General features: G+C 62.9%; 27 protein-coding genes. 19 read left to right on the plus strand and 8 right to left on the minus strand.

The genetic code is table 11. The annotated features are described in order from the left end of the window. Position 1 precedes the first annotated feature (1 nt). The 4 genes from QCE79_RS26875 (at position 2) to oxlT (ending at position 5279) form a co-directional block, all read left to right on the plus strand. Entirely contained in the window at positions 2-1000 is a 999-nt protein-coding gene (locus tag QCE79_RS26875; RefSeq protein ID WP_309849056.1) for an oligopeptide/dipeptide ABC transporter ATP-binding protein, read from the plus strand. Beyond that, on the plus strand, positions 993-1985 hold the full coding sequence (gene oppF, locus QCE79_RS26880) for a murein tripeptide/oligopeptide ABC transporter ATP binding protein OppF (protein ID WP_309849058.1): 993 nt from the start codon (positions 993-995) through the stop codon (positions 1983-1985). Before QCE79_RS26875 ends, oppF begins: the two co-directional genes overlap by 8 nt. A 229-nt stretch (positions 1986-2214) precedes the next feature. Next, on the plus strand, positions 2215-3642 hold the full coding sequence (locus QCE79_RS26885; protein WP_309849061.1) for an OprD family outer membrane porin: 1428 nt from the start codon (positions 2215-2217) through the stop codon (positions 3640-3642). A 323-nt stretch (positions 3643-3965) separates the two neighbouring features. Beyond that, entirely contained in the window at positions 3966-5279 is a 1314-nt protein-coding gene (gene oxlT, locus QCE79_RS26890) for an oxalate/formate MFS antiporter (RefSeq protein ID WP_309849064.1), read from the plus strand. 400 nt (positions 5280-5679) lie between these two features. Here the strand turns inward: oxlT and QCE79_RS26895 are convergent, their stop codons facing one another. From QCE79_RS26895 to hmpA, 3 genes are all read right to left on the minus strand, one after another. Beyond that, on the minus strand, positions 5680-6087 hold the full coding sequence (locus tag QCE79_RS26895) for a cupin domain-containing protein (protein WP_244829591.1): 408 nt from the start codon (positions 6085-6087) through the stop codon (positions 5680-5682). A gap of 10 nt (positions 6088-6097) precedes the next feature. Beyond that, positions 6098-6535: a carboxymuconolactone decarboxylase family protein gene (locus tag QCE79_RS26900; RefSeq protein WP_244829592.1), complete on the minus strand. Its 438-nt coding sequence runs from the start codon at positions 6533-6535 to the stop codon at positions 6098-6100. Between the two features lie 168 nt (positions 6536-6703). After that, positions 6704-7891: an NO-inducible flavohemoprotein gene (gene hmpA / locus QCE79_RS26905; protein ID WP_309849067.1), complete on the minus strand. Its 1188-nt coding sequence runs from the start codon at positions 7889-7891 to the stop codon at positions 6704-6706. Between the two features lie 111 nt (positions 7892-8002). Between hmpA and norR the strand changes: the two genes are divergently transcribed. From norR to QCE79_RS26950, 9 genes are all read left to right on the plus strand, one after another. Then, positions 8003-9589 carry a nitric oxide reductase transcriptional regulator NorR gene (gene norR, locus QCE79_RS26910; RefSeq protein WP_244829594.1) on the plus strand — a complete coding sequence of 529 codons (1587 nt, stop codon included), beginning with the start codon at positions 8003-8005 and terminating at the stop codon, positions 9587-9589. A gap of 427 nt (positions 9590-10016) precedes the next feature. Beyond that, positions 10017-10676 carry a c-type cytochrome gene (locus QCE79_RS26915; protein ID WP_244829697.1) on the plus strand — a complete coding sequence of 220 codons (660 nt, stop codon included), beginning with the start codon at positions 10017-10019 and terminating at the stop codon, positions 10674-10676. 13 nt (positions 10677-10689) lie between these two features. After that, positions 10690-11958, plus strand: coding sequence for a c-type cytochrome (locus QCE79_RS26920; RefSeq protein WP_404989420.1), 1269 nt, complete (start codon positions 10690-10692; stop codon positions 11956-11958). A gap of 13 nt (positions 11959-11971) precedes the next feature. Further along, positions 11972-12130, plus strand: coding sequence for a hypothetical protein (locus QCE79_RS26925; protein ID WP_250493447.1), 159 nt, complete (start codon positions 11972-11974; stop codon positions 12128-12130). 26 nt (positions 12131-12156) lie between these two features. Then, the gene (locus QCE79_RS26930) at positions 12157-12723 is read left to right on the plus strand and encodes a cupredoxin domain-containing protein (protein WP_244829597.1); all 567 of its coding nucleotides are present in this window, start codon (positions 12157-12159) and stop codon (positions 12721-12723) included. Then, the gene (locus tag QCE79_RS26935) at positions 12713-14338 is read left to right on the plus strand and encodes a b(o/a)3-type cytochrome-c oxidase subunit 1 (protein ID WP_244829598.1); all 1626 of its coding nucleotides are present in this window, start codon (positions 12713-12715) and stop codon (positions 14336-14338) included. Before QCE79_RS26930 ends, QCE79_RS26935 begins: the two co-directional genes overlap by 11 nt. After that, a complete protein-coding gene (locus QCE79_RS26940; RefSeq protein WP_250467147.1) occupies positions 14335-15144 on the plus strand; it encodes a c-type cytochrome in 810 nt (269 codons plus the stop codon). The genes QCE79_RS26935 and QCE79_RS26940 overlap by 4 nt, the downstream gene beginning before the upstream one ends. Positions 15145-15265: 121 nt before the next feature. Beyond that, a complete protein-coding gene (locus tag QCE79_RS26945; protein WP_309849078.1) occupies positions 15266-16321 on the plus strand; it encodes an NAD(P)/FAD-dependent oxidoreductase in 1056 nt (351 codons plus the stop codon). 38 nt (positions 16322-16359) lie between these two features. Next, entirely contained in the window at positions 16360-17070 is a 711-nt protein-coding gene (locus QCE79_RS26950) for an extensin family protein (RefSeq protein ID WP_309849080.1), read from the plus strand. Positions 17071-17080: 10 nt separating this feature from the next. Here QCE79_RS26950 and QCE79_RS26955 read toward each other — a convergent pair whose 3' ends face one another. Both QCE79_RS26955 and QCE79_RS26960 read right to left on the minus strand, forming a co-directional pair. Continuing rightward, on the minus strand, positions 17081-17770 hold the full coding sequence (locus tag QCE79_RS26955) for an HD domain-containing protein (RefSeq protein WP_250467140.1): 690 nt from the start codon (positions 17768-17770) through the stop codon (positions 17081-17083). Positions 17771-17793: 23 nt separating this feature from the next. After that, positions 17794-17928: a hypothetical protein gene (locus QCE79_RS26960; protein WP_255784629.1), complete on the minus strand. Its 135-nt coding sequence runs from the start codon at positions 17926-17928 to the stop codon at positions 17794-17796. Positions 17929-18093: 165 nt separating this feature from the next. On the opposite strand from QCE79_RS26960, the gene QCE79_RS26965 reads away from it, so the two are divergent. Together QCE79_RS26965 and QCE79_RS26970 are read left to right on the plus strand one after the other, a co-directional pair. Next, positions 18094-19062, plus strand: a complete 969-nt coding sequence (locus QCE79_RS26965) for a GlxA family transcriptional regulator (RefSeq protein ID WP_309849084.1) — start codon at positions 18094-18096, stop codon at positions 19060-19062. A gap of 117 nt (positions 19063-19179) precedes the next feature. After that, positions 19180-19677, plus strand: a complete 498-nt coding sequence (locus QCE79_RS26970; protein ID WP_309849087.1) for a hypothetical protein — start codon at positions 19180-19182, stop codon at positions 19675-19677. Between the two features lie 117 nt (positions 19678-19794). Here QCE79_RS26970 and QCE79_RS26975 read toward each other — a convergent pair whose 3' ends face one another. Further along, positions 19795-20076, minus strand: a complete 282-nt coding sequence (locus QCE79_RS26975) for a hypothetical protein (protein ID WP_244829605.1) — start codon at positions 20074-20076, stop codon at positions 19795-19797. 231 nt (positions 20077-20307) lie between these two features. Between QCE79_RS26975 and QCE79_RS26980 the strand changes: the two genes are divergently transcribed. From QCE79_RS26980 to QCE79_RS26990, 3 genes are all read left to right on the plus strand, one after another. Beyond that, positions 20308-20925 carry an OmpW family protein gene (locus tag QCE79_RS26980; protein ID WP_250510294.1) on the plus strand — a complete coding sequence of 206 codons (618 nt, stop codon included), beginning with the start codon at positions 20308-20310 and terminating at the stop codon, positions 20923-20925. A gap of 200 nt (positions 20926-21125) precedes the next feature. After that, complete coding sequence (locus QCE79_RS26985) at positions 21126-21686, plus strand: hypothetical protein (protein WP_250467134.1); 561 nt, start codon at positions 21126-21128, stop codon at positions 21684-21686. A gap of 240 nt (positions 21687-21926) precedes the next feature. Further along, a complete protein-coding gene (locus QCE79_RS26990) occupies positions 21927-22331 on the plus strand; it encodes a GFA family protein (RefSeq protein ID WP_250467132.1) in 405 nt (134 codons plus the stop codon). Between the two features lie 4 nt (positions 22332-22335). Here the strand turns inward: QCE79_RS26990 and QCE79_RS26995 are convergent, their stop codons facing one another. Beyond that, on the minus strand, positions 22336-23346 hold the full coding sequence (locus tag QCE79_RS26995) for a zinc-binding alcohol dehydrogenase family protein (RefSeq protein WP_250467130.1): 1011 nt from the start codon (positions 23344-23346) through the stop codon (positions 22336-22338). A gap of 107 nt (positions 23347-23453) precedes the next feature. On the opposite strand from QCE79_RS26995, the gene QCE79_RS27000 reads away from it, so the two are divergent. Continuing rightward, positions 23454-24341, plus strand: a complete 888-nt coding sequence (locus tag QCE79_RS27000) for an NAD-dependent protein deacetylase (protein ID WP_284503870.1) — start codon at positions 23454-23456, stop codon at positions 24339-24341. A gap of 44 nt (positions 24342-24385) precedes the next feature. On the opposite strand, the gene QCE79_RS27005 is transcribed toward QCE79_RS27000, so the two are convergent. Beyond that, the gene (locus QCE79_RS27005) at positions 24386-25630 is read right to left on the minus strand and encodes an aminotransferase class V-fold PLP-dependent enzyme (RefSeq protein ID WP_309849092.1); all 1245 of its coding nucleotides are present in this window, start codon (positions 25628-25630) and stop codon (positions 24386-24388) included. Between the last annotated feature and the right edge of the window lie 73 nt (positions 25631-25703).

Here is a 25703-nt window from a genome sequence, read left to right on the forward strand (position 1 = left end):
CATGCCGCTACTTCATGTCAGCGATCTTCAGGTCGAGTTCAAGACCAACGACGCCACCGTGCGCGCGGTCAACGGCGTGAACTTCACGCTGGAAGCGGGGGAAACGCTCGGTATCGTCGGCGAATCGGGTTCGGGCAAGAGCCAGAGCGTGCTCGCCATGCTTGGGCTGCTTGCATCGAACGGACGCGCGAGCGGGCAGGCGCTGTATCGCGGGGAAAATTTGCTCGGGCTGTCGGGCAAGGCGCTGAACCGCATTCGCGGCAACCGTCTCTCGATGATCTTTCAGGACCCGATGAGTTCGCTCAATCCGTACCTGAGCATCGAACGGCAGATGACCGAAGTGCTCGAACTGCACAAGAACATGACGCGCCGCGCGGCGAAAAAGCGCGCCATCGGCATGCTCGAAGCGGTACGCATCCCGGAAGCGGCGCATCGTATCGGACAATATCCGCATGAGTTGTCGGGCGGCATGCGTCAGCGCGTGATGATCGCCATGGCGCTGCTCTGCGAGCCCGAAGTGCTTTTCGCCGATGAACCGACCACCGCGCTCGACGTCACCGTGCAGGCGCAAGTGCTGCAATTGCTGCGCGATCTGCAGCGCGACTTCGGCACGTCGATCGTGTTGATCACGCACGACCTCGGCGTGGTGGCCGGTCTCTGCGAAAAAGTCATGGTGATGTACGGCGGCCGCGTGATGGAGCAGTGCGATGCGAGCAGCCTGTTCGCAAAGCCGTCGCATCCGTACACCATCGGGCTCTTGCGCGCGCTGCCGCGTCTCGACAAGAGCGGCGGCGAACTGACCGGCATTCCGGGCAACCCGCCGAACATGGCGCATCCGCCCGCGGGCTGCCCGTTTCACGAACGATGCGCGCATGCCGCCGAAGACTGCGTGCAGCACGTGCCCGCGTTGCGGCCGGTCGATGGCGTGCACTGGCTGCGCGCCTGCCATCGTTCCGCCGAAGACATGATCACCCGCTATCAGGAGGCGAGCCATGTCTGATGCATCGGCCCCGACGATACTTTCCGTGCGCGATGTCCGCGTGCATTTTCAGGTGAAGTCGAAGAAGCGCTTGCCGTGGGCGCCGTCGCGCACGCTCAAGGCCGTCGACGGCGTGAGCTTCGATCTGAAGGCGGGCGAAACGCTCGGCGTGGTCGGCGAATCGGGCTGCGGCAAGTCCACGCTCTCGCGCGCCATTCTCAACCTCATTCCCGCGACCGCCGGCGATATCGTGTGGATGGGCGCGCCGTTGCGCGAAGCATCGACGCGCGAATGGCATCGCGTACGCGGCGACGTGCAGATGATCTTTCAGGACCCACTGGCATCGCTCGATCCGCGCATGACGGTCGGGCAGATCATCGCGGAGCCTTTGCTCGAACATCGGCCGGGCATGAGCCGGCACGAGATCGACGTTAAGGTGCGCGCGTTGATGGCGAAGGTGGGTCTGCGCGAGCAGATGACCAACCGCTATCCGCACGAGTTTTCGGGCGGGCAGTGTCAGCGCATCGGCATTGCGCGCGCGTTGATCGTCGAGCCGAAACTCGTGATCTGCGACGAGCCGGTGTCCGCGCTCGATGTCTCCATCCAGGCGCAAATCGTCAATTTGCTGAAGTCGCTTCAGAAGGAGATGAAGCTCTCGCTGATCTTCATCGCGCACGATCTCGCCGTGGTGCGCCATATCTCCGACCGCGTGATGGTGATGTACCTCGGCCGCGTGATGGAGCTTGCCGACAAACACGCACTTTATGAAACGCCGCGCCATCCGTACACGCGCGCGCTGCTTTCGGCCGTGCCGGTGCCGGACCCGTCGGTCGAGCGCGCCAAGGTCGTGCAGATTCTTTCCGGCGATATTCCGAGCCCGATCGACCCGCCATCGGGCTGCGTGTTTCATACGCGCTGTCCCATGGCCGAGTCGCGTTGTTCGCTGGAGACGCCCACGTTGCGCGCGTTGGCGGAGGGATCCTCCGCCGCCTGCTTCTTTGCTTGATTTACATCTAAACACGTCGAATAGAGGAACCCGGAAACTCGCCCTAAAGCACTATCAATTTCGCTCGCGCGCAGCATAGCGCGTCTTCTGTTCGTCCTAGCCGTTTGCCACGTTCGTCCCGACCGTTTGTATCGCCGGACGTGGCTTTTCGCATCCGTTCGTTTCGGAATCCTTCATGGATTTCGATGGAGCAATCAACAGGTTGAGTCAGTAGTTGGAGATACTTTTCATGAAAAAACAAAAACGTTCCCTCGCGCTTTCCATTTTGCTTTTCAGCGGCTTCATGGCCGCTTCGGCCGCGTCCTACGGGCAACAAGCCCCGGCACAGACCGACGATACCGACCCGCCGTCGCGGCACACCGAGGCGCCGCCTTCATCGCCGCCCAATACCGAGGCAGATGCGCCCGTGAGCAATCAGGCGAAATCGAAAGGGTTGATCGAAGACTCGCATCTGAACTTGCTCACGCGCTCTTACACCGAGCATTTCGAAGCGAAGGGCGCGGAGAAGAAGGACGCGTGGGTGCTCGGCGAGCAAGCGGTATTCGAATCGGGTTACACGCGCGGTCTCGTCGGTCTGGGTTTCGATCTGACGATGTTCGGCGCGCTCAAGCTCAACGGCGGCAGCGGCGCGGGCAACCGCGTGCGGATCGGCGCGCCGGGCGAAGCGGGGCGCACGCAACTTGCGTGGGCGTATCCCGGCGTGTGGGACGTGAAGGCGCGTGTTTCGAACACCGTGTTCAAGTACGGCCAGCAACTCTTCGATAACCCGTTCCTCGTGCCGCACGACAATCGCGCGCTGCCGCCGACATATCGCGGCTTCTCGCTTGCCAGCGACGAGATCAAGAACCTGACCTTGAAGGCCGGTACCGTGGATGGCGTGATCGCGCGCGGCATGGCGAGCGTTACGGGCCTGACCACCGAGTACGGCGGCACGCACATGTCGCAGTTCACGTATTTCGGCGGCGACTGGACCCGTGGCGACGATACCGCCGTCACGCTCTACGGCAGCGTCGCGAACAACGTGTGGCAGCAGTACTATCTCTCGGCGACGCAAAGTATCGGCGACCCGAAAACCGTGCGCTGGACCGGCGCGCTGAACTACTACTACACGGGCGCGATCGGCGACAAGCGCCAAGGCTCGATCAACAACAACGCGTACAGCCTGGCGCTTGCCGGCACGCACGGCGCGCATACGCTTCAATTCGCGTTTCAGCAGATTGCAAGCGATCAGTTCTTCGACTACGTGGGCCAATCCGCGGGCGACTATCTCTCGAATTCGCTGGATGTCGACTACAACGCGCCGCACGAAAAGTCCGTGAGTCTGTCGTATTCGCTCAACATGAAGGAGTACGGCGTGCCCGGCCTGAAGTTCACGCTGTGGGGCGCGTATGGCTGGGACGCGGATGCGACCGCCATGGCCAACCAATATGCCAACCCGGATAGCAGCCAGCACGGGCTCTACTGGAAGGACGGGCAGCCGGTGCATGGCACGCACTATGAAATTGGCGTGATCCCGAGCTATACGGTGCCGGACGGCAAGTTCAAGAACACGTCGGTCAAGTTCTACTACATGCACCATCACGGCAGCCAATACTATTCGGACGGAACGAGCGACGTGTATCGACTCATGGTCAACGTCCCGGTGAACGTGTTCTGACGCGAAGCGAGAATCCTACAAAATCTCCTCTTTACATTACGTATAGCTTTCATATATAAAGAGAGTGCGTGTTGCGGATTGCCATGTCTCGCCCACGCCCATCGCCCGGCAGCCTCGTGACTGCCGGGCTTTTTTTCGTCCGTTCAACGCGCGGCGGTTAGCTTTCATGCGCTTACGGTATGCATTGTCCTAAGTGAAAACCCCGCCGTTTCTTTCGCTTGACTTACTTGATATATCAAATACTGTGTATATGCGATGGCGGTCGAAGCGTCATCGCAGGAGGCGCCGCTCGGCGTCCGATTACACAAGGCAAGGAGACATGCATGGGAACCGACCGGATGGATCGCGAGACGGAGACGTCGCGCCTGGCGTCGCCGTGGGTGCAGTTGGTGTTCGGCGTGATTTGCATGGCGATGATCGCCAACATGCAGTACGGGTGGACGCTCTTCGTCAATCCGATCGACGAGAAATATCACTGGGGCCGCGCGTCGATTCAGGTCGCGTTCACTATCTTCGTGGTGACCGAGACGTGGCTCGTGCCCGTGGAGGGGTATCTCGTCGACAAATACGGTCCGCGTCCTGTCGTCGTGTGCGGCGGCTTGCTGTGCGCGATTGCCTGGGCGATCAACTCGGTGGCGTCGTCACTGCCGCTCTTGTACTTCGCGGCGGCGGTGGGCGGCATCGGCGCGGGCGCGGTGTATGGGACGTGCGTCGGTAACGCGCTCAAGTGGTTCCCCGAGCGACGCGGCCTCGCGGCGGGCATCACGGCGGCGGGCTTCGGCATGGGATCGGCCGCGACTGTCGTGCCGATTGCGCACATGATCAAGTCGAGCGGATACGAAGCCACGTTCCTATGGTTCGGACTCGGTCAGGGACTCGTGGTGTTCCTGCTCGGCATGGCGCTTTACGCGCCGCCCGCGCAGATGCTCGCCGCGGTCAAGAGCAAGTTGAAGCGCGCCGTCTACAACGCGAGCCCGAAGCAGGTGTTGAGTTCGCCGATCTTCTGGGTGATGTACATCATGTTCGTGATGATGGCCGCCGGCGGATTGATGGCAACCGCGCAACTCGGGCCAATCGCGAAGGACTTCGGGTTGCACGATTCGCCGGTGTCGCTGCTCGGCCTGACGTTGCCGGCGCTGACTTTTGCGCTGACCATCGACCGCGTGCTCAATGGCTTGACGCGACCGTTTTTCGGTTGGGTATCGGACCGTATCGGACGCGAGAACACCATGTTCATCGCCTTTGCGATCGAAGCGGTGGGCATCGTCGCGTTATCGCGATACGGGCAGAGTCCGGTGGCGTTCGTGGTGCTGACGGGTATCGTGTTCTTCGCGTGGGGGGAAATCTACAGCCTCTTTCCCGCGACATGTGGCGATACCTTCGGCCCGAAGTTCGCGGCCACCAATGCCGGATTGCTGTACACGGCGAAGGGAACGGCTGCGTTGCTGGTGCCGTTCTCGAGCGTGATCACATCGATGACGGGAAGCTGGCACGCGGTCTTCATGCTGGCGGCGGGCATGGCGGCAATATCCGCGCTGCTCGCGCTCTTCGTACTCAAGCCGATGCGCAATGCCCATTCGCAGAAGCATGCGCGCGCGGCGGGGTTGGAGATGGGGTATTCGCCGCTGAAGGAGTAGAGCGCAAGGCGCGGGCGGGTGGCGTTAGGCGTCGCCCGTCCCGTCTCGTTGGCGCTTTATCGCATGGTGCAACAGCATGGCGGCGACGGCTTCGGGCGCCTCTCGAAGAAGCGAATGAAGCGCCAAGTCGGCGCACCCGCGCCGACGCTAGAACCGCATGCCCATGTTGCACATGCCGAAGCCAATGCCATTGGTGGCGAAGCCGGCGCATCCCAGAATGCCGCATCCGCCAAGCGCGGATAAGACTGCGAAAACCGCGGCGGCGGCAAGAAAAGTACGAACCTGCTTCATGATGTCGAAACGGAATAAACGTGGCGCCGCGATTGTCGCTCAATGGCTAGGCACGTTTGTCACAAAGCGTGAATGCCGAATGAATCACGCTTAACCGCCAGGACATCGCTCAATGCGGAATCGGCAGCTTGACCGGATCGCCGTCGCCTGCCACCGCAAAGACCAGCAGCTTCGCCGGCTTGGTCGCGCTCGCATTCTTCGATACGAGGTGATGCGCGCCGGGCGGCTCGTACCACGATTCGCCCGGCCCGTAGGTCTTCGCGGAGGACCCTTCGAGTTGTGACGTGACATGACCTTCCAGCACATACGCGAAGATCGAGCCGGGGTGCATATGCGCCTCGGATGCCTGCCCCGGCTTATACGAGACAGTCGCCATCAGCACGTTCTTGCCCGCGATCTCGGGAATCGCCTGCTTCATCACGGGCGTGACGACTTCCGCGGCTGCATCGTGCGCGAACACCCTGGACGCGCTCAACGCCAGCGCCGCCGTCAACATCATGATCTTGCGAAGGTTCATGGTTTTTACCTCACGCGGGAATCTTGCGGAACGCGATCGAAAAGCGGTTCCAGCTATTGATCGCGGCGATGAGCAGCGTCAGGTCGACGATTTCCTCGTCGCTGAAGTGCGGCTTCACGGCGGTCCAGACGGCATCGGGTACGTGCTCCTCGGACACGAGCGTGAGCGCCTCGGTCCATTCCAGCGCGGCACGTTCGCGGTCGGTGAAGAACGGCGTTTCGCGCCAGACGACGACCGTCGCCAGCCGGCGATCCGTTTCGCCGCCCTTGCGCGCGTCGGTGGTGTGCATGTCGACGCAAAACGCGCAGCCGTTGATCTGCGATGCGCGCAGGCGCACCAGCTCGGTCAGCGATTTCTCGAGTCCGCATTTGGCGATGCGCTCTTCGACACCAACGAGCGCCTTGATCGCGGCGGGGCTGGCTTTGTAGAAGTCGAGACGTGATTCCACGATGATTTCCTCTTCGCTTGGGGTTTGAAAGAGCGTCATGAGTGACGCGACAGATGTAGATTAGTCGCCGGATTGGTTTTAAGAAATGGCCGATTTTTGGTAATTTCAGGTGACCAGTAACCGTTAAAAAAAGCCCGAGACGATCAGTCGCGGGCTCGCTGACAGCGCTCATTCCAGCGCGGAAGCCGGTCCGAAAAACTCGTAGCGGCTCTGCGCATCCGGCACGCCGAGCGTCTTCAGATGCTTTTTCACCGCCTTCATGAAGGGCTTCGGCCCGAGAAAATAGGCATCGACGTCGCGAGTCACAGGGAGCCATCGCGCGAGCAGGGTTTCATCGACGAAACCAGTGCCGTGCGCTTCCTGGTCCCCATCGCGCTGCTGCTCATAGCAGTAGAAACGCTTCAGTTGCGGATGCCGCGTCGCCAGCTCATCCACCACCTCGCGAAACGCGTGCACGCCGCCGTGGCGCGCCGAATGAATGAAGTGCACCGGCCGATTCGGATTGGCGACGAGCGCGGCCTGCAGCATGGCAAGCGTCGGCGTGATCCCGACGCCACCGCTGATCAGCACGAGCGGCTTCTCGTTATGTTCGAGCCTGAAGTCGCCAGCGGGCGGATAAAGCTCGATGACATCGTTCTCACGTACGTTCGCATGCAGAAAACCGGACACCCGGCCGTTCGCTTCGCGCTTCACGCTGATGCGGTACTCGCGACCATTCGGCGCGGCGGACAGCGAGTAGTTGCGGCGCATTTCTTCGCCATCGATATTTACGCGCAGCCCGATGTATTGGCCCGGATGAAAGTCGAGCAGGGCGCCGCCATCTTCGGGCACGAGATAGAACGACACGATCTCCTCGCTCTCCGCGACCTTGCGCGTGACCACGAATCGCCGCGTGCCGCGCCAGCCCCCCGGCGCCTTCTCGCGTTCGCTGTACATGCCTTCTTCCAAGCCGATCAAAAGATCCGCGAGTTGCCGATACGCGGCGGACCATGCCTCGATCACGGCATCGGTGGCGATTTGCTCGCCGAGCACTTCGCGGATCGACCTGAGCAGGCAGCGTCCCACGATCGGATAATGTTCCGGGCGGATATCGAGCGCGACGTGCTTATTGATGATCTGCCCGACGAGTCCGCCGAGCTGTTCCAGTTGGTCGATGTGCCGCGCGTACATCAAGACGCCATTGGCAAGGGCACGCTGCTGCGCGCCGCTCGCCTGATGCGCCTGGTTGAACATCGGACGCACTTCGGGATTCTCGTCGATGAGCATTTTGTAGAAGTGCGTGGTGAGCGCCTCGCCGCCGCTTTCCAGAAGCGGCACGGTGGCTTTGACGATGGCGCGGTGTTCGGGTGACAGCATGGTCGGAGTCCTCGTTCCAGGGCGAAGCAGGGAGCGCTTCGTGTCGCAATTTGCAATACAGGTTCCGTGCCAGAGTAGAATTATCGTTAAATCAATTGCTTACCTTCGTATATGGTCGATTCGACTCTAGTCAGAAAGACTGCTGAAGTAGTCGCAATGACTTCGCGTGTATTGCTCGACGCGCTCGTTCCGCTGATCGAAGACCTCTCGCACGAGATGCCGGACACCGAGCGATATCGTCGCCTTTTGCGTACGCTGCGCGCGCTTTTTCCGGGCGACGCCGCCGCGCTCCTGCGACTCGATGGCGACATGCTCGTGCCGCTCGCGATCGACGGATTGTCTGGCGATACGCTCGGCAGGCGCTTTCGCGTCGGCGATCATCCGCGTTTTGCCCGCATCCTCGCGCGCAGCGAACCGACGCGCTTCGCCGCCAACTCCGATCTGCCCGATCCTTACGACGGCCTGGTCAAGGGCGTGGACGGTCATCTCGAAGTACACGATTGCCTCGGCTGCACGCTTTTCATCGACGAACGGCCTTGGGGTTTGCTCACACTCGACGCACTCGATCCCGCGCGCTTCGACGACATCGACATGGCTTCGCTTCAGGCGTTTCTCAGTCTCGCGGCGGCGACCGTGAGTGTGGCCGAACGCATCGATACGCTCGCGCGCACGGGCGAAGCCGAACGGCAGCGCGCGGAGTCGTATCGGCAGGCGAACGGGACGCGTCGCCGCGAGATGATCGGCAATAGCGAGCCGCACAAGCGCTTGCTGGAAGACATCGCGATCGTCGCTACGAGCGAGCTGACCGTGCTCATTACCGGTGAAACGGGCGTCGGCAAGGAACTCGTCGCGAGCGAGATTCATGCGCTCTCGTCGCGGGCCGACAAGCCGCTCGTGAGCCTCAATTGCGCGGCGCTGCCGGATACGCTCGTCGAAAGCGAACTCTTCGGGCACGTGCGCGGTGCGTTCTCGGGCGCGTCGTCGGACCGGCGCGGCAAATTCGAACTGGCCGACGGCGGCACGCTTTTTCTCGATGAAGTCGGCGAACTGCCGCTCGCCGTGCAGGCCAAGCTCTTGCGCGTGCTGCAGAACGGGCAGTTGCAGCGCATTGGGTCGGACAGCGAGCATAAGGTTGATGTGCGGCTCATCGCCGCGACCAATCGCGATCTCGTCGAGGAAGTCCGGGCGGGACGGTTTCGCGCGGATTTTTATCATCGGTTGTCGGTTTATCCGCTCGTCGTGCCGCCGTTGCGTGAGCGCGGACGCGACGTCCTGTTGCTCGCGGGCTTCTTTCTGGAGGAGAACCGCGCGCGCCTCGGCCTTCTGAGCCTGCGCCTTTCCGCCGATGCGCAAGCCGCGCTGCTCGCTTACGACTGGCCGGGAAATGTCCGCGAACTGGAGCATCTGATCGCGCGCAGCGCATTGAAGGCGCTCGCGGGCGTGCGCGAACGTCCGCGCATCCTGACGCTTACCGCCGCCGACTTCGGTCTCGCCGACACCACGCGCACCGCGTCACCGGGCGCGCCGCCGACGCCTGCCGCCGGCGTCGATTTCCGCGAAGCCGTCACCGCCTACGAACGCACGATCGTCCTCGATGCGCTCGCGCGTAACGGGCAGAACTGGGCATCGACGGCGCGTGAGCTTGGCGTCGACCGGGCAAATCTCAATCGTCTCGCGCGCCGCCTCGGGCTCAAGTAAGCGCGCAAATATTTTTCTCGAAAATCTTCACGCGGACGCGCAAAGCGTTTATTGGTGAGGCTAGGCAAGACGGCATGGCGTGGTTACGCATCTCAAAATAATGCGGTTCATTGATCTGGCGCAAACAACGATCACTCGATCCGCACGCAGCAAACGCGCGGATTGAGACAATCTGCAGGCTGGGAAAAACGGTTGGGCTCTTCTAAGATCAGAAGTGCAAAAACGACGATCCACCGATACAACCACCCGACAATCATCAGCAGTACGAGCATTGCATTGCACTGAACAACAAGCGCCGGCGACCGCATTGACGTGCACGTCCGGCTGATCGAACACGGCAACTCGAAACGGGGGATACGTGGGAAACGTGGGATACGTGACTAAGCGCACCGCACTCCTGTTGTCCACGCTATTGGCATTCGCGAGCATGGGCGCATTCGCGGCGGAGCCGGCGCTCGAGCGCGCCCCGGACACCATGCAGGCCCGCGTCATGGGCTGCGCCGCCTGTCACGGCGCGCAGGGCGAAGGCACCGGCAACGACTACTTCCCGCGTCTTTCGGGCAAGCCCGCAGGCTATCTGTACAACCAGTTACTCGCGTTTCGGGACGGGCGCCGCAAGTATCCGCCGATGAACTATCTGCTCGCGTATCTACCGGATGCGTATCTCAGGCAGATCGCCGATTACTTCGCGGGCGAGCGTCCGCCATTCCCGCCGCCGAGCGCCGTCACGGCCGATACGAAGACGCTCGATTACGGCAAGGCGCTCGTCACGAAGGGCGATTCCGCGCGCAACGTGCCCGCATGCGTGAGTTGCCACGGCGGCGCGATGACCGGCATGGAGCCCGCCATTCCCGGCTTGCTCGGCTTGCACGCCGACTACATCAGCGCGCAACTCGGGGCATGGCGCTACGGCACGCGCACGACCATCGCGCCCGACTGCATGCGCCACGTCGCGCAGCAGTTGAGCGAGCGCGATATCACCGCCATCGCCGCCTTCCTCGCGTCGTTGCCCGCGCCGCCCGATGTGTCGCCGGTCGCGGCCGGAAGCCTCAAGATGCCGCTCGCTTGCGGCAGCGTCCATAACTAACCGAGGAACCGACGTGCTTCGATTCCGACAACTTGGGACGCTTGCCTTGGCGGTGTTCTTTGCGGCCTGCGCCGTATCGACGGGCAACGCGTCTGCACAGACGAAGAGTGCCGATGCCGCCACGGTCCAGCGCGGCGAATACCTCGCGCGCGCGGGCGATTGCATCGCGTGCCATACGTTGCCCGCTGGCAAGACCTTCGGCGGCGGCCGTCCCATGGATACGCCGTTCGGCACGCTCTTCACGCCGAACATTTCGTCGGACAAGGAAACCGGACTCGGCAACTGGACCGCCGACGAGTTCTATCGAATGATGCACACCGGCCGCTCGAAGGACGGCTCGCTGCTCTATCCGGCCATGCCGTTCACGTCCTACACCAAGGTCACGCGAGCCGACTCCGACGCCATTTATGCGTTTCTCATGTCCACGCCGCCCGTGCATCAGCCGAACCGGCCGCATGAACTGCGCTTTCCGTTCAACCGGCGCGAACTGCTGATCGGCTGGCGCTCGCTCTTTTTCAGGGAGGCCGAATATCGGCCGGACCCGAAGCAATCGGTGGAATGGAATCGCGGCGCGTATCTCGTCGAAGGACTCGGGCATTGCTCGATGTGCCATACCGCGATCAACGCGCTCGGCGGCAATGTCGCGTCGAAGGCATTCGAAGGCGGCCTGATCCCGATTCAGAACTGGTACGCGCCCTCGCTTACGTCGAACAAGGAAGCGGGCTTGGGCGACTGGAGTATCGACGAAATCGTGGGCTTGCTGCACGCGGGCGTCTCGCATCGCGGCGCGGTGTATGGACCGATGGCCGAAGTGGTCTACGACAGCCTGCAATATCTTTCCGAAGACGACGTGCGCGCGATGGCCGTCTATCTCAAGGCGTTGCCCGCGCGCTCCGGCGATAAGTCCGAGCCGCCGACCCAGGCCGTGGTCGAACAGCGCACGAATCTCTCGCCGCTCGGCAAGAAGATTTATGACGCCCAATGCGCCGAATGTCACGCGGCCCAGGGCCAGGGCAAGCCGCCCGATTTTCCGCCGCTCGCGAACAATCAGTCCATCGTCATGAACTCGGCCGTGAACCCTATCCGCATGGTGCTGAACGGCGGCTATCCGCCCGGCACGTTCAAGAATCCGCGTCCATACGGCATGCCGCCGTTCGCGCAGTCGCTGTCCGACGTGGAGGTCGCGGCGGTCGTCACGTATATCCGCACGGCGTGGGGCAATCGCGGCGCGCCGGTGACGGTGAAGGAAGTCAACGAGCTGCGCTCCGCGCCGCTTTATTGAGGATCGACGACACATGAACGAAGACCCGAACGAAGACGCGCGGCTTGATGAAATAGTCAAGAGCGGCCCCGCCGGCGCGCTCGCGCTCGCGGGTATTTCCACCGCGATCGTCATCGGACTGTGGTTCGTCTTTTACTTCGCCGTGTTCTTGCCGCGCGGGGTGATTCAGTGATCGTGATTCGTCGAGGCGGCAGATAAATGGCCATTTCCCCCGGTTCGCATGAAGTCGCCGAGCGCGTCGAAAAACGCTGGGCAATGCTTGTCATGGCGATCGTCGTCGTGCTCGTCGCGATGGTGGTCTACACCGGCATCCACTGGGCAATGATGCCGCCTTCGCGCGTCGAGACCGTGCGCCCCGAATCGCTGCATGTATCGGGCGAATTCATCGAAAGCAATCTCGGCAGCGCGCCCGAGGCGGATGGCTCGGTGACGGTGCGGATCGTCGCGCAGCAGTATTCGTTCACGCCGCAATGTCTCGTGGTGCCCGCAGGCGTGCCGGTTACGTTCCGCGCGACGAGTTCGGACGTGGTGCACGGCTTTCTGATCGAGAACACCAACATCAATTCGATGCTCGAACCCGGTTACGTCTCGACCTTCAAGACGACCTTCAACCAACCCGGCGAGCACCTGATGCCATGCCACGAATACTGCGGCACCGGGCATCAGAACATGTGGGCGCATGTGAAAGTGGTGGATCGCGCCGAGTTCATGCAGATGGCCGCGCAATTGCCGGCTAATTCGCGGAGAGTGTCCTGTGTTAAATAGCAAGCGCCTCGTCCTCGCGCATTTCTGGCTGGCGTTCATCGCCTTCGGTGTCGCGCTTTTGCTCGGCGCGTGGCAGATGCTGGTGCGCAGTCCGCTGCATCCGTGGCTGCAGAATCCGGAGCTGTACTACCGCTCGGTGACGGCGCACGGCTCGGCCATGGGCTACGTGTTTCCGACCCTGATCGCCATGGGCTTCGGCTATGCGGTAAGCGAACTGGCGCTGAAGCGCCCGCTCGTCGGAAAGCGTTGGGCGTGGCTCGGCTTCTGGCTCGTCGCCATAGGCTCCGTCACCGCGATGGCGCCTGTCGCCATGGGTCTTGCGTCGGTGCTCTACACCTTCTATCCGCCGATGATCGGCAACGCGTTCTATTACATCGGCGTGGTGCTGGTGGTCGTGGGCTCGTGGATTTGGGTCGCGCTGATGTCGGTGAACCTCGCGGCGTGGAAGCGCGACAATCGCGGCAAGCCGGTGCCGCTCGCCATGTTCGCGACCGTCGCGGGCGCTTATTTGTGGGGCTGGACGGCGGTGGGCGCGGCCATCGAAGTGCTGTTCATGATTCTGCCGGTGGCGCTCGGCCTCAAGCACACCATCGACGCGGGACTTGCGCGCGTGTTCTTCTCGTGGACGCTGCACGCTATCGTCTATTTCTGGCTGATGCCCGCGTATATCGCGTATTACACGATCATTCCGCGCGCCATTGGTGGGCGTCTTTACAGCGATGCGATGGCGCGCATCTCCTTCATTCTGTTTCTCGTGGTGTCGATGCCCATCGGCATTCACCATCTGTTCGCCGATCCGCAAGTCGGCTCGGGCTTCAAGTTCATGCATTCGGTGTTCACGGCGCTGGTCGCGGTGCCGACGCTCTTGACCGTGTTCACCATCTGCGCGTCGGTGGAGATCGCGGCGCGGTTGCGCGGCGGCAAGGGCGCGCTCGGGTGGATCAAGGCGCTGCCCTGGTCCAATCCCATGATGCTCGCCGTCGCCTTCTCCTTCGTGATGCTCGGCTTCGGCGGCGCGGGCGGGCTCATCAACATGAGTTATCAGCTCGACTCGACCGTGCACAACACGCAGTGGGTGACGGGGCATTTTCATCTGATCTTCGCGGGCGCCATCGTCATCATGTACTTCGCGATCGCCTACGATCTGTGGCCGCATCTCACCGGCCGCGCGCTGCAAAACCTGAAGCTGATGCGCTGGCAGTTGTGGCTGTGGTTCGTCGGCATGATCGTGCTGACGTTCCCGTGGCATTACGTCGGCGTGCTCGGCATGCCGCGACGCATGGCCTTCTACGATTACACGGACCCTGCTATCGCGGCGCAGGCCGTGTCCGTGATCGTCTCGGTGATCGGCGGGTTCATTCTCGTGGTCTCGGCGGTGCTGTTCTTCATCGTGCTCATACAGGCGCATCGCGCGCCGCGCGTGACGGTCGAGGAATTCCGCTTCAGCCGCGCGTTGCATGAGCCGCGCAGCATACCGGTGGCGTTGAACAGCTTCGCGCTGTGGCTCGTGCTGATGATCGGCCTCACGCTCGTCAACTACGGTTATCCCATCGCGCAGCTTCTCTCGCGGCCGGATACCGCCGTGCCCGCGGTTCCCATCGGAGCGCAGCGATGAGCGACGAACGCCTCTTCACCTTCAGGAACCGCTGGTTCGCGACGAGCGTGCTGGGGATGATCGGCATCGCGGTGGTGTCGGCGCTGATCGGCTTCGTGTGGCTGCCTTCGGTGCATCGCGACGAGCCGTTCACGGGCGTCTGGAACGCCATCTGCAGCGCGGCGGGCGTGCCGCGCAGCTGGTACGCGGGCGAGGGCGGTAAGACCGTCGAGCCGACCGTCACGCTCACGGGTGTCGAAGTCACGCCGCAGTTGCTCGTGAACGTCAACGCGAGCGCGGTTGGACGCGGCGCGACGCTGGCTCTGCGCTGCACGATGTGTCACGGCGAGCGCGGCATGAGCGAGGCCAATTCGCCGAATCTCGCGGGCCAGTATGCGTCGGTGATCTACAAACAGTTGATCGATTTTCAGAAGGGCGCGCGCAATAACGCGGTGATGTCCCCGATGGCTGTGAATCTCTCCGATCAAGACATGCGCGATCTTGCCGCTTACTACGCGAGCTTGCCGAGGCCGCCCGCGCAGCGCAAGGTGAGCGCGTCGCTCGCGCCTTCGATCGTTTCCCACGGTGCGCCGATGCGCAACATCGCGCCCTGCGCGACGTGTCACGGCGGTATCGACAGCAAGGCGGGCAGCCCGTGGCTCGACGGCTTGCCGGCCGCTTATACGAAGGCGCAGTTGACCGCTTTTGCCAATGGCACGCGCACCAACGATATCAACGAAGTCATGCGCAACGTGGCGCGCAACATGACGCCGGACGAGATCGAAGCCGCGGCGGCTTACTATGCGCGGGAGCTGGACGGGCATTGAGCGGCTGCAACTGCACGCTATCGCCGTTCGGAAAGCAGGGGTTTCGTTGCCGCGCTGGTTCGATTTCTGTATCGTGGTCCGTTCAATGCTGCGTTTTGCGCAGCAGGCACCGGACCCCGCAATGAACGATCACGCCATCCACACCACCGACGTCCTCATCGTCGGCGCAGGCCCCGTCGGGCTTTTCGCCGCCTTCGAAGCCGGCGTGCTCGGCCTTTCGTGCCAGATTGTCGACACGCTCGGGCGCATCGGCGGGCAATGCATCGAACTTTATCCCGACAAGCCGATCTACGACATTCCCGCCGTTCCCTCGTGCACCGCGCGCGAACTCGTGGATCGTCTGCTCGAACAGATTCGTCCGTTCGACGTGCCGATCCACCTCGATCAGCGCGTGATGTCGGTGGCGCAACGCGAGGATCATCGCTGGACTGTCGAGACCGAGCAGGGCATGCGTTTCGATGCCGCCGCCATTCTGATCGCCGCGGGCAATGGCGCGTTCGTGCCGCAGCGCCTGCAAGTGCCGCAAGCTGAAGCGCTCGAAGACAACGGCGTGCACTACAGCGTCGCGCGTCTGGCAGATTTCGCGGACCGCGAGGTCATCGTCGCGGGCGGCGGCGATTCCGCGCTCGACTGGGCGCTGGCTTTGCGCGGCGTCGCGAAGAAGCTCACGCTGGTGCATCGGCGTAACGGGTTTTCGGCGGCGGCGGCATCCGTGGCGGCAATGAAGCGCGCCGTGGAGGCGGGCGAGATGGCGTTCGTCGTCGGCATGATCGATTCGCTCGACGCGCCCGGCAACACCTTGCGCGGCGTGCGTATCAAGCACGTTGACGGCACCACCGATCTCGCCGCCGACAAGCTCGTCGCGCTGTATGGCCTCGTGGCGGATCTCGGGCCTATCGCCCAATGGAACCTGGATGTGCGCGGCGGACGCATCGAAGTCGATACCTCGTATTACGAGTCGTCGCGGCCGGGCATTTTCGCAGTCGGAGATATCGCCAACTATCCGAACAAGCAGAAGCTCATCTTGTCGGGCTTTCACGAGGCATCGCTCGCATTGCGCAAGGCTTACTCGTACGCTTACCCCGACAAGAAGCGCGTGCACATTCATTCGAGTTACGACGCGAAGCTCGCACAGCGCGTGCAGTCAGGCGGCACGCACGCGGCGGAAGGGAGCTGACAGTTGCGCGTCGATCCGCTTCGACCAGGGCGCGCGTCTTGATCGGTCGATTCATCGCGTGGCTGCTGCTGGTGGCGTGCGTCGCGGCGCTCGGCCTGGGCTATGCGGTCTATGCGCGCCGCATTAGCGTACCCGCGCAATACGATCCTTTCACGCCGCTCGACGTTCGCGCGCCACCCGACTTCTTCACCACGTTCCGACGTTGGCGCACGCTGCACGATGCCGACATGTGCCGGGCCGCGCTCGAACAATCCGGGCTCGACTATCGTCCGATGGCGGATTCATCGCCCCCCGGCGGCTGCGAACTCAAGGACGTGGTGCGCGTGACGCAATCCGCCGAAGTTCGCTACAGCTCGCCGTATCTCGCCACGTGTCCGCTCGCGCTCTCGATGGCGTTCTTCGAGCATCGATACCTGCAGAGCGCCGCCGTCGAACTCTTCGGCGAACGCGTGACGCGCATCGAGCATGTTGGCAGCTACGCGTGCCGCAACGTGAATCATCGGCAAGACGGCGCGCTGAGTCAGCATGCAAGCGCCAATGCCATCGACCTCACGGGTTTCGTGCTCGCCGACGGCAAGCGCATCACGCTCGCGCGCTGGGACGATTCTGCATCGCCCGAAGCGAGCTTCCTGCGACGCGTCCACGAAGGCGCATGCCAGTCGTTCGACACGACCCTCGGCCCCGATTACAACGCGCTCCACAAGACACACTTTCACGTCGACATGGGCCCGTATCGCATCTGCCGCTGATGCGTTCACGTCACGCGTGCTGATGCGCCGGATTACGGCAGGTCGAATGATCGTGAGGACCATCGCTCCATGCCGAGCCGAGGATGATGCTGCAGAAGTTCAGCCGCTTGTAGTTCGGGTCCTTCAGCGCGAGCACGTCTGCTTTCACGTTGCCAAACGTCGTTTCGGGCTTTTTGATGGTGCCTTGCGCGAACGCATCGATGATGCCTTCCTTGAAATTCGCTTCCCGCGGATGTGCCGCCACCACGAGCCGGCGCTGATCCGCCGTGAATTCGTCGTAAGCAAGCCCGAGCACGTCCATCTCAACGCCTGCCGTCACGAGCGCGACGACCGGCTTCTTGTACTGCGGAATGCCCGGCGTCGTGTGCAGCGCGATGGCATCCCATACTTGTTCGATCTCACCTTCGCCGATGCCGTAGCCGAGCAGGAAGTCGCGCGCCGCATTCGCGCCATCCACTTCGAAGCGGTCGTGCGCGCTGCTGTAGGCATCGACGAGTCCCATGTCATGGAACATCGCGCCGATATACAAGAGTTCCGCGTCATACTTCAGCTGCTTGCGTTCGCCCGCGAGCGCACCGAACAGGAACACGCGGCGCGAGTGGTGATAGAGCAAATCGGGTTCCGTATCGCGCACGAGTTGCGTGGCTTCGCGCGCCATCTTGCTGTCGGGAATACGGATGCCAGCGATGATTTCGTTCATTTCAATTACTCCTTGAAGGTTGTTCAGCTGATGTGGCTCGGCGAGATGGGATCGCTTGCCGGAAAAGTTTCGGCCAGCGCTTCATCGAGCAGATACTCCTGCAAGTCGGCATGCGCGCTGCGTTCGATATCGACGCGGGTGTTTGCTGATGTGTCCATTGCACTCGCCTCCGTGGCGTGAGACATTGCGTTGCATTGCGTTTCGATGAGTATCAGTGTCGGCAAAACGCGCGGTCGCGACAATGAAAACGACGCGTCGAACTCTGCCAGTCGCACGCTGTCTTCTGCCATGTGTTTTCAACGAGCTAAAAACCGCCTTCGCCGATGCCCACCGTTGCCCTCGCGATCTTTCCCGGCGTGCAGGCGCTGGACGTAGCCGGCCCCGTCGATGTCTTCGCGGAAGCCAACATGTTCGTGCCCGCGGCCGATGCCTACGCAATCACGCTTGTCGGCCCCGAAGCGCTTGCGGTGCGCGCATCGAACGGCACGCGGCTATTGGCGGACGTCTCATGGCATGAAGCGCGCGGGCGCTACGACACGGCGCTCGTCGCGGGCGGTCCGGGTTTGCCTTTCGATGAACCCGATCCCGATCTCACCGCCTGGCTCGCCGATGTCGCCGCGAAATGCGAGCGGTACGGCTCGATCTGCACGGGCGCGTTTGCGCTGGGTCATGCCGGTCTGCTCGACGGGCGCGGAGTGACCACGCACTGGCAGAATGCGCCGCGTCTGGCCGAGCGCTTTCCACGGGCGCGCGTGGAGCTGGATCGCATCTATATGCGCGATGGGCGGCTCGTGACGTCGGCCGGAGTGACGGCGGGTATCGATGTGGCGCTCGCGCTCGTCGCGGAAGATCACGGGGCGCGCGTGGCGCTTGCGGTGGCGAAGCGCCTCGTCGTGTTCGCGCAGCGGCGCGGCGGACAGTCGCAGTTCAGCCCTTATCTGAGCGCGCCTGCCGACGAGACATCGCCGGTGGCGAAAGTGCAGGGTTACGTGATGGAGCACATCGGCGAAAGGCTCGCAGTGTCGCAACTCGCGAAGGTCGCGGGCATGAGCGAGCGCAATTTCGCGCGGGCCTTCGTGCAGCTCGCGCAGATGACGCCGCACGAGTTCGTCGAGCGCGCGCGGGTCGATGCTGCGCGCAACGCGCTTGAAAGCACGGATACGCCGCTCAAGACCGTGGCCTACGAATGCGGCTTCGGCACCGCGGACCGCATGCGCCTCGTGTTCATGCGGCGGCTCGGGGTATCGCCGAACGATTATCGGCTGAGCTTCAGGACACGCTTTTCAAAGTGATGGAACAGGCGTCGCCGTGCGTTCGTTAAAATTGGGATAACGAGGCGTGCCGCTGTTGCGGCTTTTCTTGCTGCGGGCACGCTGCATCGCAAACTAAATCGACAGACGGAAGATCGAATGACGACACAAGCGTCCCCCGTGCAGGACCCCTTCGAGCGGCGCGCATTGCTGCTGCATCTCGGCGATGTGCTGGAAACCGTGTTCTGCCTGAGTCAATGCGCCGATGACTATCCGAGCATCGCCGATGCGGTGCGTGGTAACGATGCGCTCGCGGACTTCACGCTGCTCGGCTTCGTCGCGGGCGACATGACGCCGCGCGAGTTCATTCGGCGCGCGTCGGGCGCGTTTTTCGTGTGGCCGAAGGCGCTTCTCGACGAGACGCTCAATCGGCCGATGCTCGCGAATACCGTGCGTCACGATCTATTCGAAGACGACGCGAAAGGCTGGGATGCGTACGTCGAGGAGCGACGCCGCGAGGTGGTTTGGTTTGGCGAGGACTTGCAGGAGGCCGGGCAGAGCACAGCGTCATTGGATGCAGCCGAGTCCGGCGATTCAGCGAAGACGTCGCGGTATGCGACCTGGCCGTGGCCGGATAAGGCGAAGGATGCGTCATAGCGTGCCAAGCAATGGTTGAGCGGGGCGAAGACATTGGCAGCCTGTTCGTAATGCATCGAGGCGCGCGGGCCTATGGACATGCCCGCGTTCTGCGATCGTCCCAACCCCGCACGAAGCTCAGGGCTTCTTGCTCATACTGCCCGCGCCCGCATCCATCCCCAAGCCATTCGGCCGATCCGGCGCTGGTCCCTTTCCCGCCGAGGTCTTGCCCGGCGTCGTCTTGAGCGCATCGCTCGCCGATGCCGCCGCCGCGGCAGGTGGCGTCGAGCTGTGTTCCTGATAAGCCGGAGTACTGTCGTAGTGCAGCTTGTTCGGTTGCTGGGCGCTTGCCACGACTGCGATCGTGCCGCCGAGCAGTATCCCCGCCGTGCGGCTGAGTGCGCCGATTATCGGTTTCATGTATCGCCTCCCGTTGTTGTGCGCCCGACTGTAGCCAGCAAACAACGGACCCGCGAACATAGCTTGTTCTCGCGCAAAGTCCCCCGCAGGAGAGCAGACCACGGCGTCTTGCCTTGACGCGCATCAACGCCGGGCTGTGCTGCGCTCGGGACAATTCCTGTGCAGGACATCGATCCAGAACAGGGAAAACCAGCAATGAAAACAGTGAAAGCAGGCATTAGCGCCATCGTCATGGCATGCGCGGCATTGTGCGCGGGCATGGCACACGCGGCGGAAGATTCGTCGTCGAACGTTTCGATGAGCGGCATCCATGCAGGCGATGTGCTCGTGCGGTTGCGCGCCATCAGCATCGAGCCGCAAGTAAGCGCAGGCGGCGCGCTCGGCACGCTCAACACCGACGTGAATAACTCCATCGTTCCCGAACTCGACTTCACCTACATGATTCGCGACGACATCGGCGTCGAGCTGATTCTCGCGACCTCGCGGCATCAGGTGACATCGAGCATAGGCGGGCTGGGCGGCGTGGGTGTTTTGCCGCCGACCTTGCTGTTGCAATACCACTTCAATCATGCGGGACGCGTGCGGCCCTATGTCGGCGCGGGTATCAACTACACGCTCTTCTACAACGACAAACTGAAAGCGGGCGACGCCGATGTCTCCATCAAGCACAGCAGCTTCGGCCCCGCGCTTCAGGCGGGCGTCGATGTGCAGGTCGCGAAGAATCTGTTCGTCAACGCGGACGTCAAGAAGATCTGGATGCGCACGAGCGCGTCGGCGGGCGGCGTCGATCTCGGCTCGCTCAAGATCGACCCGTGGGTGTTCGGCGTTGGCGTGGGCATGAAGTTCTAAGGGCGAAACAGGCGGCGACCGACCCGTTTTATCGAAATTTGGCGGATGAAGCCGGTGCTTCTGGCGTGGAACACTTTGCCGGCACGGTATTCTTGCAGCAGGCCCGGCGCAGACGCGCGCGGTCACCTGCCGCCTGAGGCCGGCGTGACCCCGTGCGCGCTGCAACGACTAATAACACCGCATCGGGGAAACGCAAGCCAATGAGACCTTCCACTTACGCGGGATTCGCTTTGCTCGTCAGTTGTGGCGCGGCCTTCGCGCAACAACCGCTCGCCTTGCCCGGCCGCAGTCAGAGCACGGGGCAGCAGAGCGTCGACAACGCGGCCTGCTACGCCTATGCCAATCAGACGACCAAGGTCGTGATGGCGCGCGAGCCGCAGACCGCACCCAAGAACAACGCCATCGAGACGCGCACGCTCGGGGCTCCGCGCCCGGTCGAGCCGCCGTTGCCGCCGGTTGCATCGGGCGCGCTGGCCGCGTCGGCGGCGCCGGCATCGGGCGCATCCGCGACGATGGCGGGCCGGCCCGCAGGCGCTTCGGCGACGGTTGCCGCGGGCGCATCGGCGCCGATGAGTGCATCCGGAGCCGCGGTCGCTGCAGGTGCTTCGGGCGCATCGGGCGCCGTGGCGGCTTCGGGCGCATCGGATGCAAATTACGCCGAGATGAAAATGCCGCCGATGCCGCCGCCCGAGCCGCCAATGGTGCGCTACTGGCGCGCGTACGGCGAGTGCATGCAAAATCGCGGTTACTACGTTCGCTGAAGCCAAGGGCCGCCGATGAGCGCATTCGATCGAGTGCGCTCGTTGCATCGGCTAATGCAGGGCGCTTGTCGCGCTCGTGGCTATACGGCTGAAGCAGACGGTGAAAGAGTATTCAACTCTTGCGGACGCGGCCAGACAACACGGCCCAGGCAGTCTGCATCGTGCGACCTACGCTCATAACGAACGCGCCCGAGGGCCAAGCGATTAGAAGCTCCTTGCAGCGCGAAACGGAGACTTCAGATGAACGCCATGACGTCCCTTCACGAAGGCCAATGCGCGTGCGGCGCGGTGCGCCTTGCGGTCTTCGCGCGGCCGCTGCAAGTCAATCTCTGCCACTGCATGACATGCCGCCGCATTCACGGTGCGCCGTTCGGCGTCTATGCCATCTTCGAGCGCGACGCCGTGCAGATCACGGGCGATACCGTCGCGTGGCAAAGCTCGGAGACCGGGCATCGGCATCATTGCCTGACATGCGGCTCGCCTATCTATCTCGCCTTCGACGGCGTGCCGGAAATCGAAGTGCCAACCGGCATCTTCGACGAAACCGGCCTCTTTCCGCCCACTTACGAAATCTGGTGCAAAAACGCCGAGCCGTGGCACGACGCGCAGGGCAGGCCGCGCTTCGCACGCGGCCGGCAGAACTAGTTCATCAGCACTCGACGATTGCCTTCACCACGCCCGCCTTCGGGTCGAGTAGCGACGAGAAGCGCTCGGGCACGTCGGCGAGCGTGAGCCGGTGGGTGTTGAGCGCATCGGTCGGCACTTCGCCGCGACGCATGGCATCGAGCACGGTCTCGAAGTCCTCGGGCGTTGCGTTGCGGCTCGCGAGCAAGGTTGCTTCGCGCTTGTGAAACTCGGGATCGGCGAACGAGATGCGGTCCGGCACGATGGACACCAGCACGTACTTGCCGCCATGCGCGATGAATTCGAAGCCGCGTTCCATTGCGCGCGAGTTGCCCGTGGCATCGAAGACGACATCGAAGAATTCGCCGTTGGTGAGGCTCGACAACTCTTCCTTGTCGCGCTCGCCGATTTGCACGGTCGCGTCCGCCTTCAACTCGCGGCGGCAGAAGTTCAGGCGATCTTCACGCGTGTCGAGCGCGGTCACGTTTGCGCCGCGCAGACGCGCAAAGGTGATCGCCGCCATGCCGATCGGCCCCGTGCCGACGACCAGCACGCGTTGTCCCGGTTGCACATCCGCGCGGCGCACCGCATGCGCGCCGATCGCGAGGAATTCCACCATCGCGGCCTGATCGAGCGTGACGCCTTCGGCCTTGTGGACGAATTGCGCGGGGAGGTTCAGATACTCCGTGAACGCGCCGTCGCGATGCACGCCGAGCACCTGAATGTTCACGCAGCAATTGGTTTTGCCCTGGCGGCATGCAATGCACTTGCCGCACGACAGATAGGGCATGACGTAGACGGTGTCGCCCGCCTTGAGTCCGCTCGATGCATCCGCCTCTTCGATCACGCCGGAGAGTTCATGCCCCATCACGCGCGGATACGACAAGAACGGCTGATTGCCGGTGAAGATATGCAAGTCGGTCCCGCACACGCCGACGCGCTTCACGCGCAGCAGCACTTCGTTGTCGCCGCGCGCGGGCTTCTCGCGCTGTTCGGCCTTGAGAGTTCCGGGGGTTTCGCAGATGACGGTCAGCATGGCGTGTCTCTTTATGTGGTTTGTGTGGGGGCGACAGCGCATTAATTTAGCGATACGCGGCGATCTGGTCAAGCCAATTTGATATTCGATAAAGTGGTAAGGCCGGATTGTGCGTCAGCGCGGCGGCGCGTTTCGCCTTATATTCTGAGCATCTCAATAAGGTTTCAGGACGGCACGTGCTTGCACTTCAGGATTTTGTCGAGCGGCATCCGCGGCTATTCGTGCTGTCGGGCGCGGGTATCAGCACCGAGTCGGGTATTCCCTGTTATCGCGATCGCGAGGGCCAGCGCACGGGCCGTCAGCCGATTCTGCTGAAAGAGTTTCTAGGCAACGACTACGCGCGCCGCCGTTACTGGGCGCGGAGCCTGATTGGCTGGCCGGTGGTGGCGGATGCGCAACCGAACGCGGCGCATCACGCCGTGCGGGCGCTGGCGGCGCGTTCGCGGGTGCATCGGCTGGTGACGCAGAATGTCGATGGCTTGCATACGCGTGCTGGAAATCCCGATGTCATCGAGCTGCACGGCAATCTCGGCCGCGTGCGCTGCATGGCTTGCGGCGCGGCGCTTACGCGCGTGGCGGTGCAGCGGATGCTGGAAGAAGCGAACCCGGATTTTACGAATTACACGGCGCCGTCGGTGCCGGATGGCGATGCGCAAATCGAGAATATCGACTTCGCTTCGTTCAATGTGCCGGGCTGCACGCGTTGTGGTGGCGTGCTCAAGCCGGACGTGGTGTTTTTCGGCGAGAGCGTGCCGCGCGCGCTGGTGCAGGACGCGGCAAGCTCGCTCGAAGCCGCCGACGCGATGCTCGTGCTCGGGTCATCGTTGATGGTGTATTCGGGCTATCGATTCTGCGAATGGGCGGCGAAGAGCGGCAAGCCGATTGCGGCGATCAATATCGGCAAGACGCGCGCGGATGCATTGCTTGCGTTGAAGGTCGAGGCGCCTTGTTCGGAGACGCTCGAGGCGTTGATCGAGGGGTTGGATGGGGGGTGAGCGGGGACGCTCGATGCGTTGAACGAGCGTTCCCACGTGTCCACTCAGCCCGCTTCACCCGCCATCGAATCAATCCCCTCAAGTAACCTCTCCGCCTGCTCCATCCGCGTAAAAACCCCCGGCGTCACCCGCACGACATCGCTTGCATCCGGAATCGGCCGCGCGACCGTGAACACGCCAAACCTGTCCTTCAACGTCTTCACGATGACATCGCTCGCCAGTCCTTCGATGCGAAACGCAGTGATACCCGCCGTCATCGATGCATCCGCTGGCGTCATGATCCGCACGCCCGGCAGCGCGCGCGCCGGTTCGGCCCAAGCGTCGCGCAAGGCCCGCAGACGCGCTTCCTTCGAGCGCGCGCCAATGCGCTGATGCAACTCCAGCGCCGCCGGCAACGTGAGCCAAGCCGCGAAGTTCGGCGAACCCGTGTGCACGCGCGAGCGGATATCGTCGGCGGGCCAGGTCGTATCGCCGAGATAGGGGTCGATTGAACCGAGACGCTCTTTCTTGATGTAGATCGCCCCGCAACCGAGCGGCGCCCCGATCCACTTGTGCAGATTCAACGCGACAAACGGCGCGTCGAGCGTCGGCACGTCGAAGTCGAGCATGCCCCAGGAATGCGCGGCATCGACGATCACGTCTGCGCCCGCGGCTTTCGCGAGCGCCGCGATCTCGCGAACCGGCGGCACCAGCCCCGTCGCAAAACAGACATGCGACAGCAGCACGAGCTTCGTGCGCGGATGCGCTTTCAACGCCGACGTGTAAGCGTCGAGCACGGCCTCGCGCGTGGCAGGCTCGGGCATCGTCATGCGCACTGGCTCGACGCCGCGCCGTTCGCGCAGCCATTCCATCGCATCGCGTCCGCACGGGTAGTCGAGGTTGCTGTAGAGCACGGTATCGCCCGGTTCGAGGCCGTTATAGCCGCTGATGAGCGCAAGCAGCGCCTCGGTCGCGTTGCGCGTGAGCTCTATCTCGTCGGCGGAACAGCCCATGGCGCCAGCAAGACGCTGACGCAGGCCGTCGTGGATCGTCATCCAATGCGGACGCACGAACAGCGTGGTTTCGTGGTTCAGGCGATCGATCCAGTAATGGAACATCGACTTCACCGGCTCGGCCATGGCGCCCCAGTAGCCGTTTTCCAGATTGATCAGGTCGTCGGACTGTCTATACAGCGCGCGCACCGCGTCCCACCAGTCTTCGGCATGAGCGATGTTCGTGGCAGGCGCGAGGGGTAACGCGGCCAGGGCGGCGTTGAATTCAGGCGTGCGGAAGTCGAGATGTTCGGTCATCGGTCTTTTGATCGCGTGAGGAGCATCAAGTATCGCCGATGAAGTATCGATTGGACAAAGTTACCGCCGTTGC

This window comes from Caballeronia sp. LZ003 (genome assembly GCF_031451465.1).
In the GTDB taxonomy this organism is placed as follows: Bacteria; Pseudomonadota; Gammaproteobacteria; order Burkholderiales; family Burkholderiaceae; genus Caballeronia.

Coding starts and splice junctions, on each gene's coding strand:
- QCE79_RS26875 (WP_309849056.1), top strand. CDS start 2: ATGCCGCTACTTCATGTCAGCGATCTTCAGGTCGAGTTCAAGACCAAC.
- oppF (WP_309849058.1), top strand. CDS start 993: ATGTCTGATGCATCGGCCCCGACGATACTTTCCGTGCGCGATGTCCGC.
- QCE79_RS26885 (WP_309849061.1), top strand. CDS start 2,215: ATGAAAAAACAAAAACGTTCCCTCGCGCTTTCCATTTTGCTTTTCAGC.
- oxlT (WP_309849064.1), top strand. CDS start 3,966: ATGGGAACCGACCGGATGGATCGCGAGACGGAGACGTCGCGCCTGGCG.
- QCE79_RS26895 (WP_244829591.1), bottom strand. CDS start 6,087: ATGAACCTTCGCAAGATCATGATGTTGACGGCGGCGCTGGCGTTGAGC.
- hmpA (WP_309849067.1), bottom strand. CDS start 7,891: ATGCTGTCACCCGAACACCGCGCCATCGTCAAAGCCACCGTGCCGCTT.
- norR (WP_244829594.1), top strand. CDS start 8,003: ATGGTCGATTCGACTCTAGTCAGAAAGACTGCTGAAGTAGTCGCAATG.
- QCE79_RS26915 (WP_244829697.1), top strand. CDS start 10,017: ATGGGCGCATTCGCGGCGGAGCCGGCGCTCGAGCGCGCCCCGGACACC.
- QCE79_RS26925 (WP_250493447.1), top strand. CDS start 11,972: ATGAACGAAGACCCGAACGAAGACGCGCGGCTTGATGAAATAGTCAAG.
- QCE79_RS26930 (WP_244829597.1), top strand. CDS start 12,157: ATGGCCATTTCCCCCGGTTCGCATGAAGTCGCCGAGCGCGTCGAAAAA.
- QCE79_RS26940 (WP_250467147.1), top strand. CDS start 14,335: ATGAGCGACGAACGCCTCTTCACCTTCAGGAACCGCTGGTTCGCGACG.
- QCE79_RS26945 (WP_309849078.1), top strand. CDS start 15,266: ATGAACGATCACGCCATCCACACCACCGACGTCCTCATCGTCGGCGCA.
- QCE79_RS26955 (WP_250467140.1), bottom strand. CDS start 17,770: ATGAACGAAATCATCGCTGGCATCCGTATTCCCGACAGCAAGATGGCG.
- QCE79_RS26960 (WP_255784629.1), bottom strand. CDS start 17,928: ATGGACACATCAGCAAACACCCGCGTCGATATCGAACGCAGCGCGCAT.
- QCE79_RS26965 (WP_309849084.1), top strand. CDS start 18,094: ATGCCCACCGTTGCCCTCGCGATCTTTCCCGGCGTGCAGGCGCTGGAC.
- QCE79_RS26970 (WP_309849087.1), top strand. CDS start 19,180: ATGACGACACAAGCGTCCCCCGTGCAGGACCCCTTCGAGCGGCGCGCA.
- QCE79_RS26975 (WP_244829605.1), bottom strand. CDS start 20,076: ATGAAACCGATAATCGGCGCACTCAGCCGCACGGCGGGGATACTGCTC.
- QCE79_RS26980 (WP_250510294.1), top strand. CDS start 20,308: ATGGCATGCGCGGCATTGTGCGCGGGCATGGCACACGCGGCGGAAGAT.
- QCE79_RS26985 (WP_250467134.1), top strand. CDS start 21,126: ATGAGACCTTCCACTTACGCGGGATTCGCTTTGCTCGTCAGTTGTGGC.
- QCE79_RS26990 (WP_250467132.1), top strand. CDS start 21,927: ATGAACGCCATGACGTCCCTTCACGAAGGCCAATGCGCGTGCGGCGCG.
- QCE79_RS26995 (WP_250467130.1), bottom strand. CDS start 23,346: ATGCTGACCGTCATCTGCGAAACCCCCGGAACTCTCAAGGCCGAACAG.
- QCE79_RS27005 (WP_309849092.1), bottom strand. CDS start 25,630: ATGACCGAACATCTCGACTTCCGCACGCCTGAATTCAACGCCGCCCTG.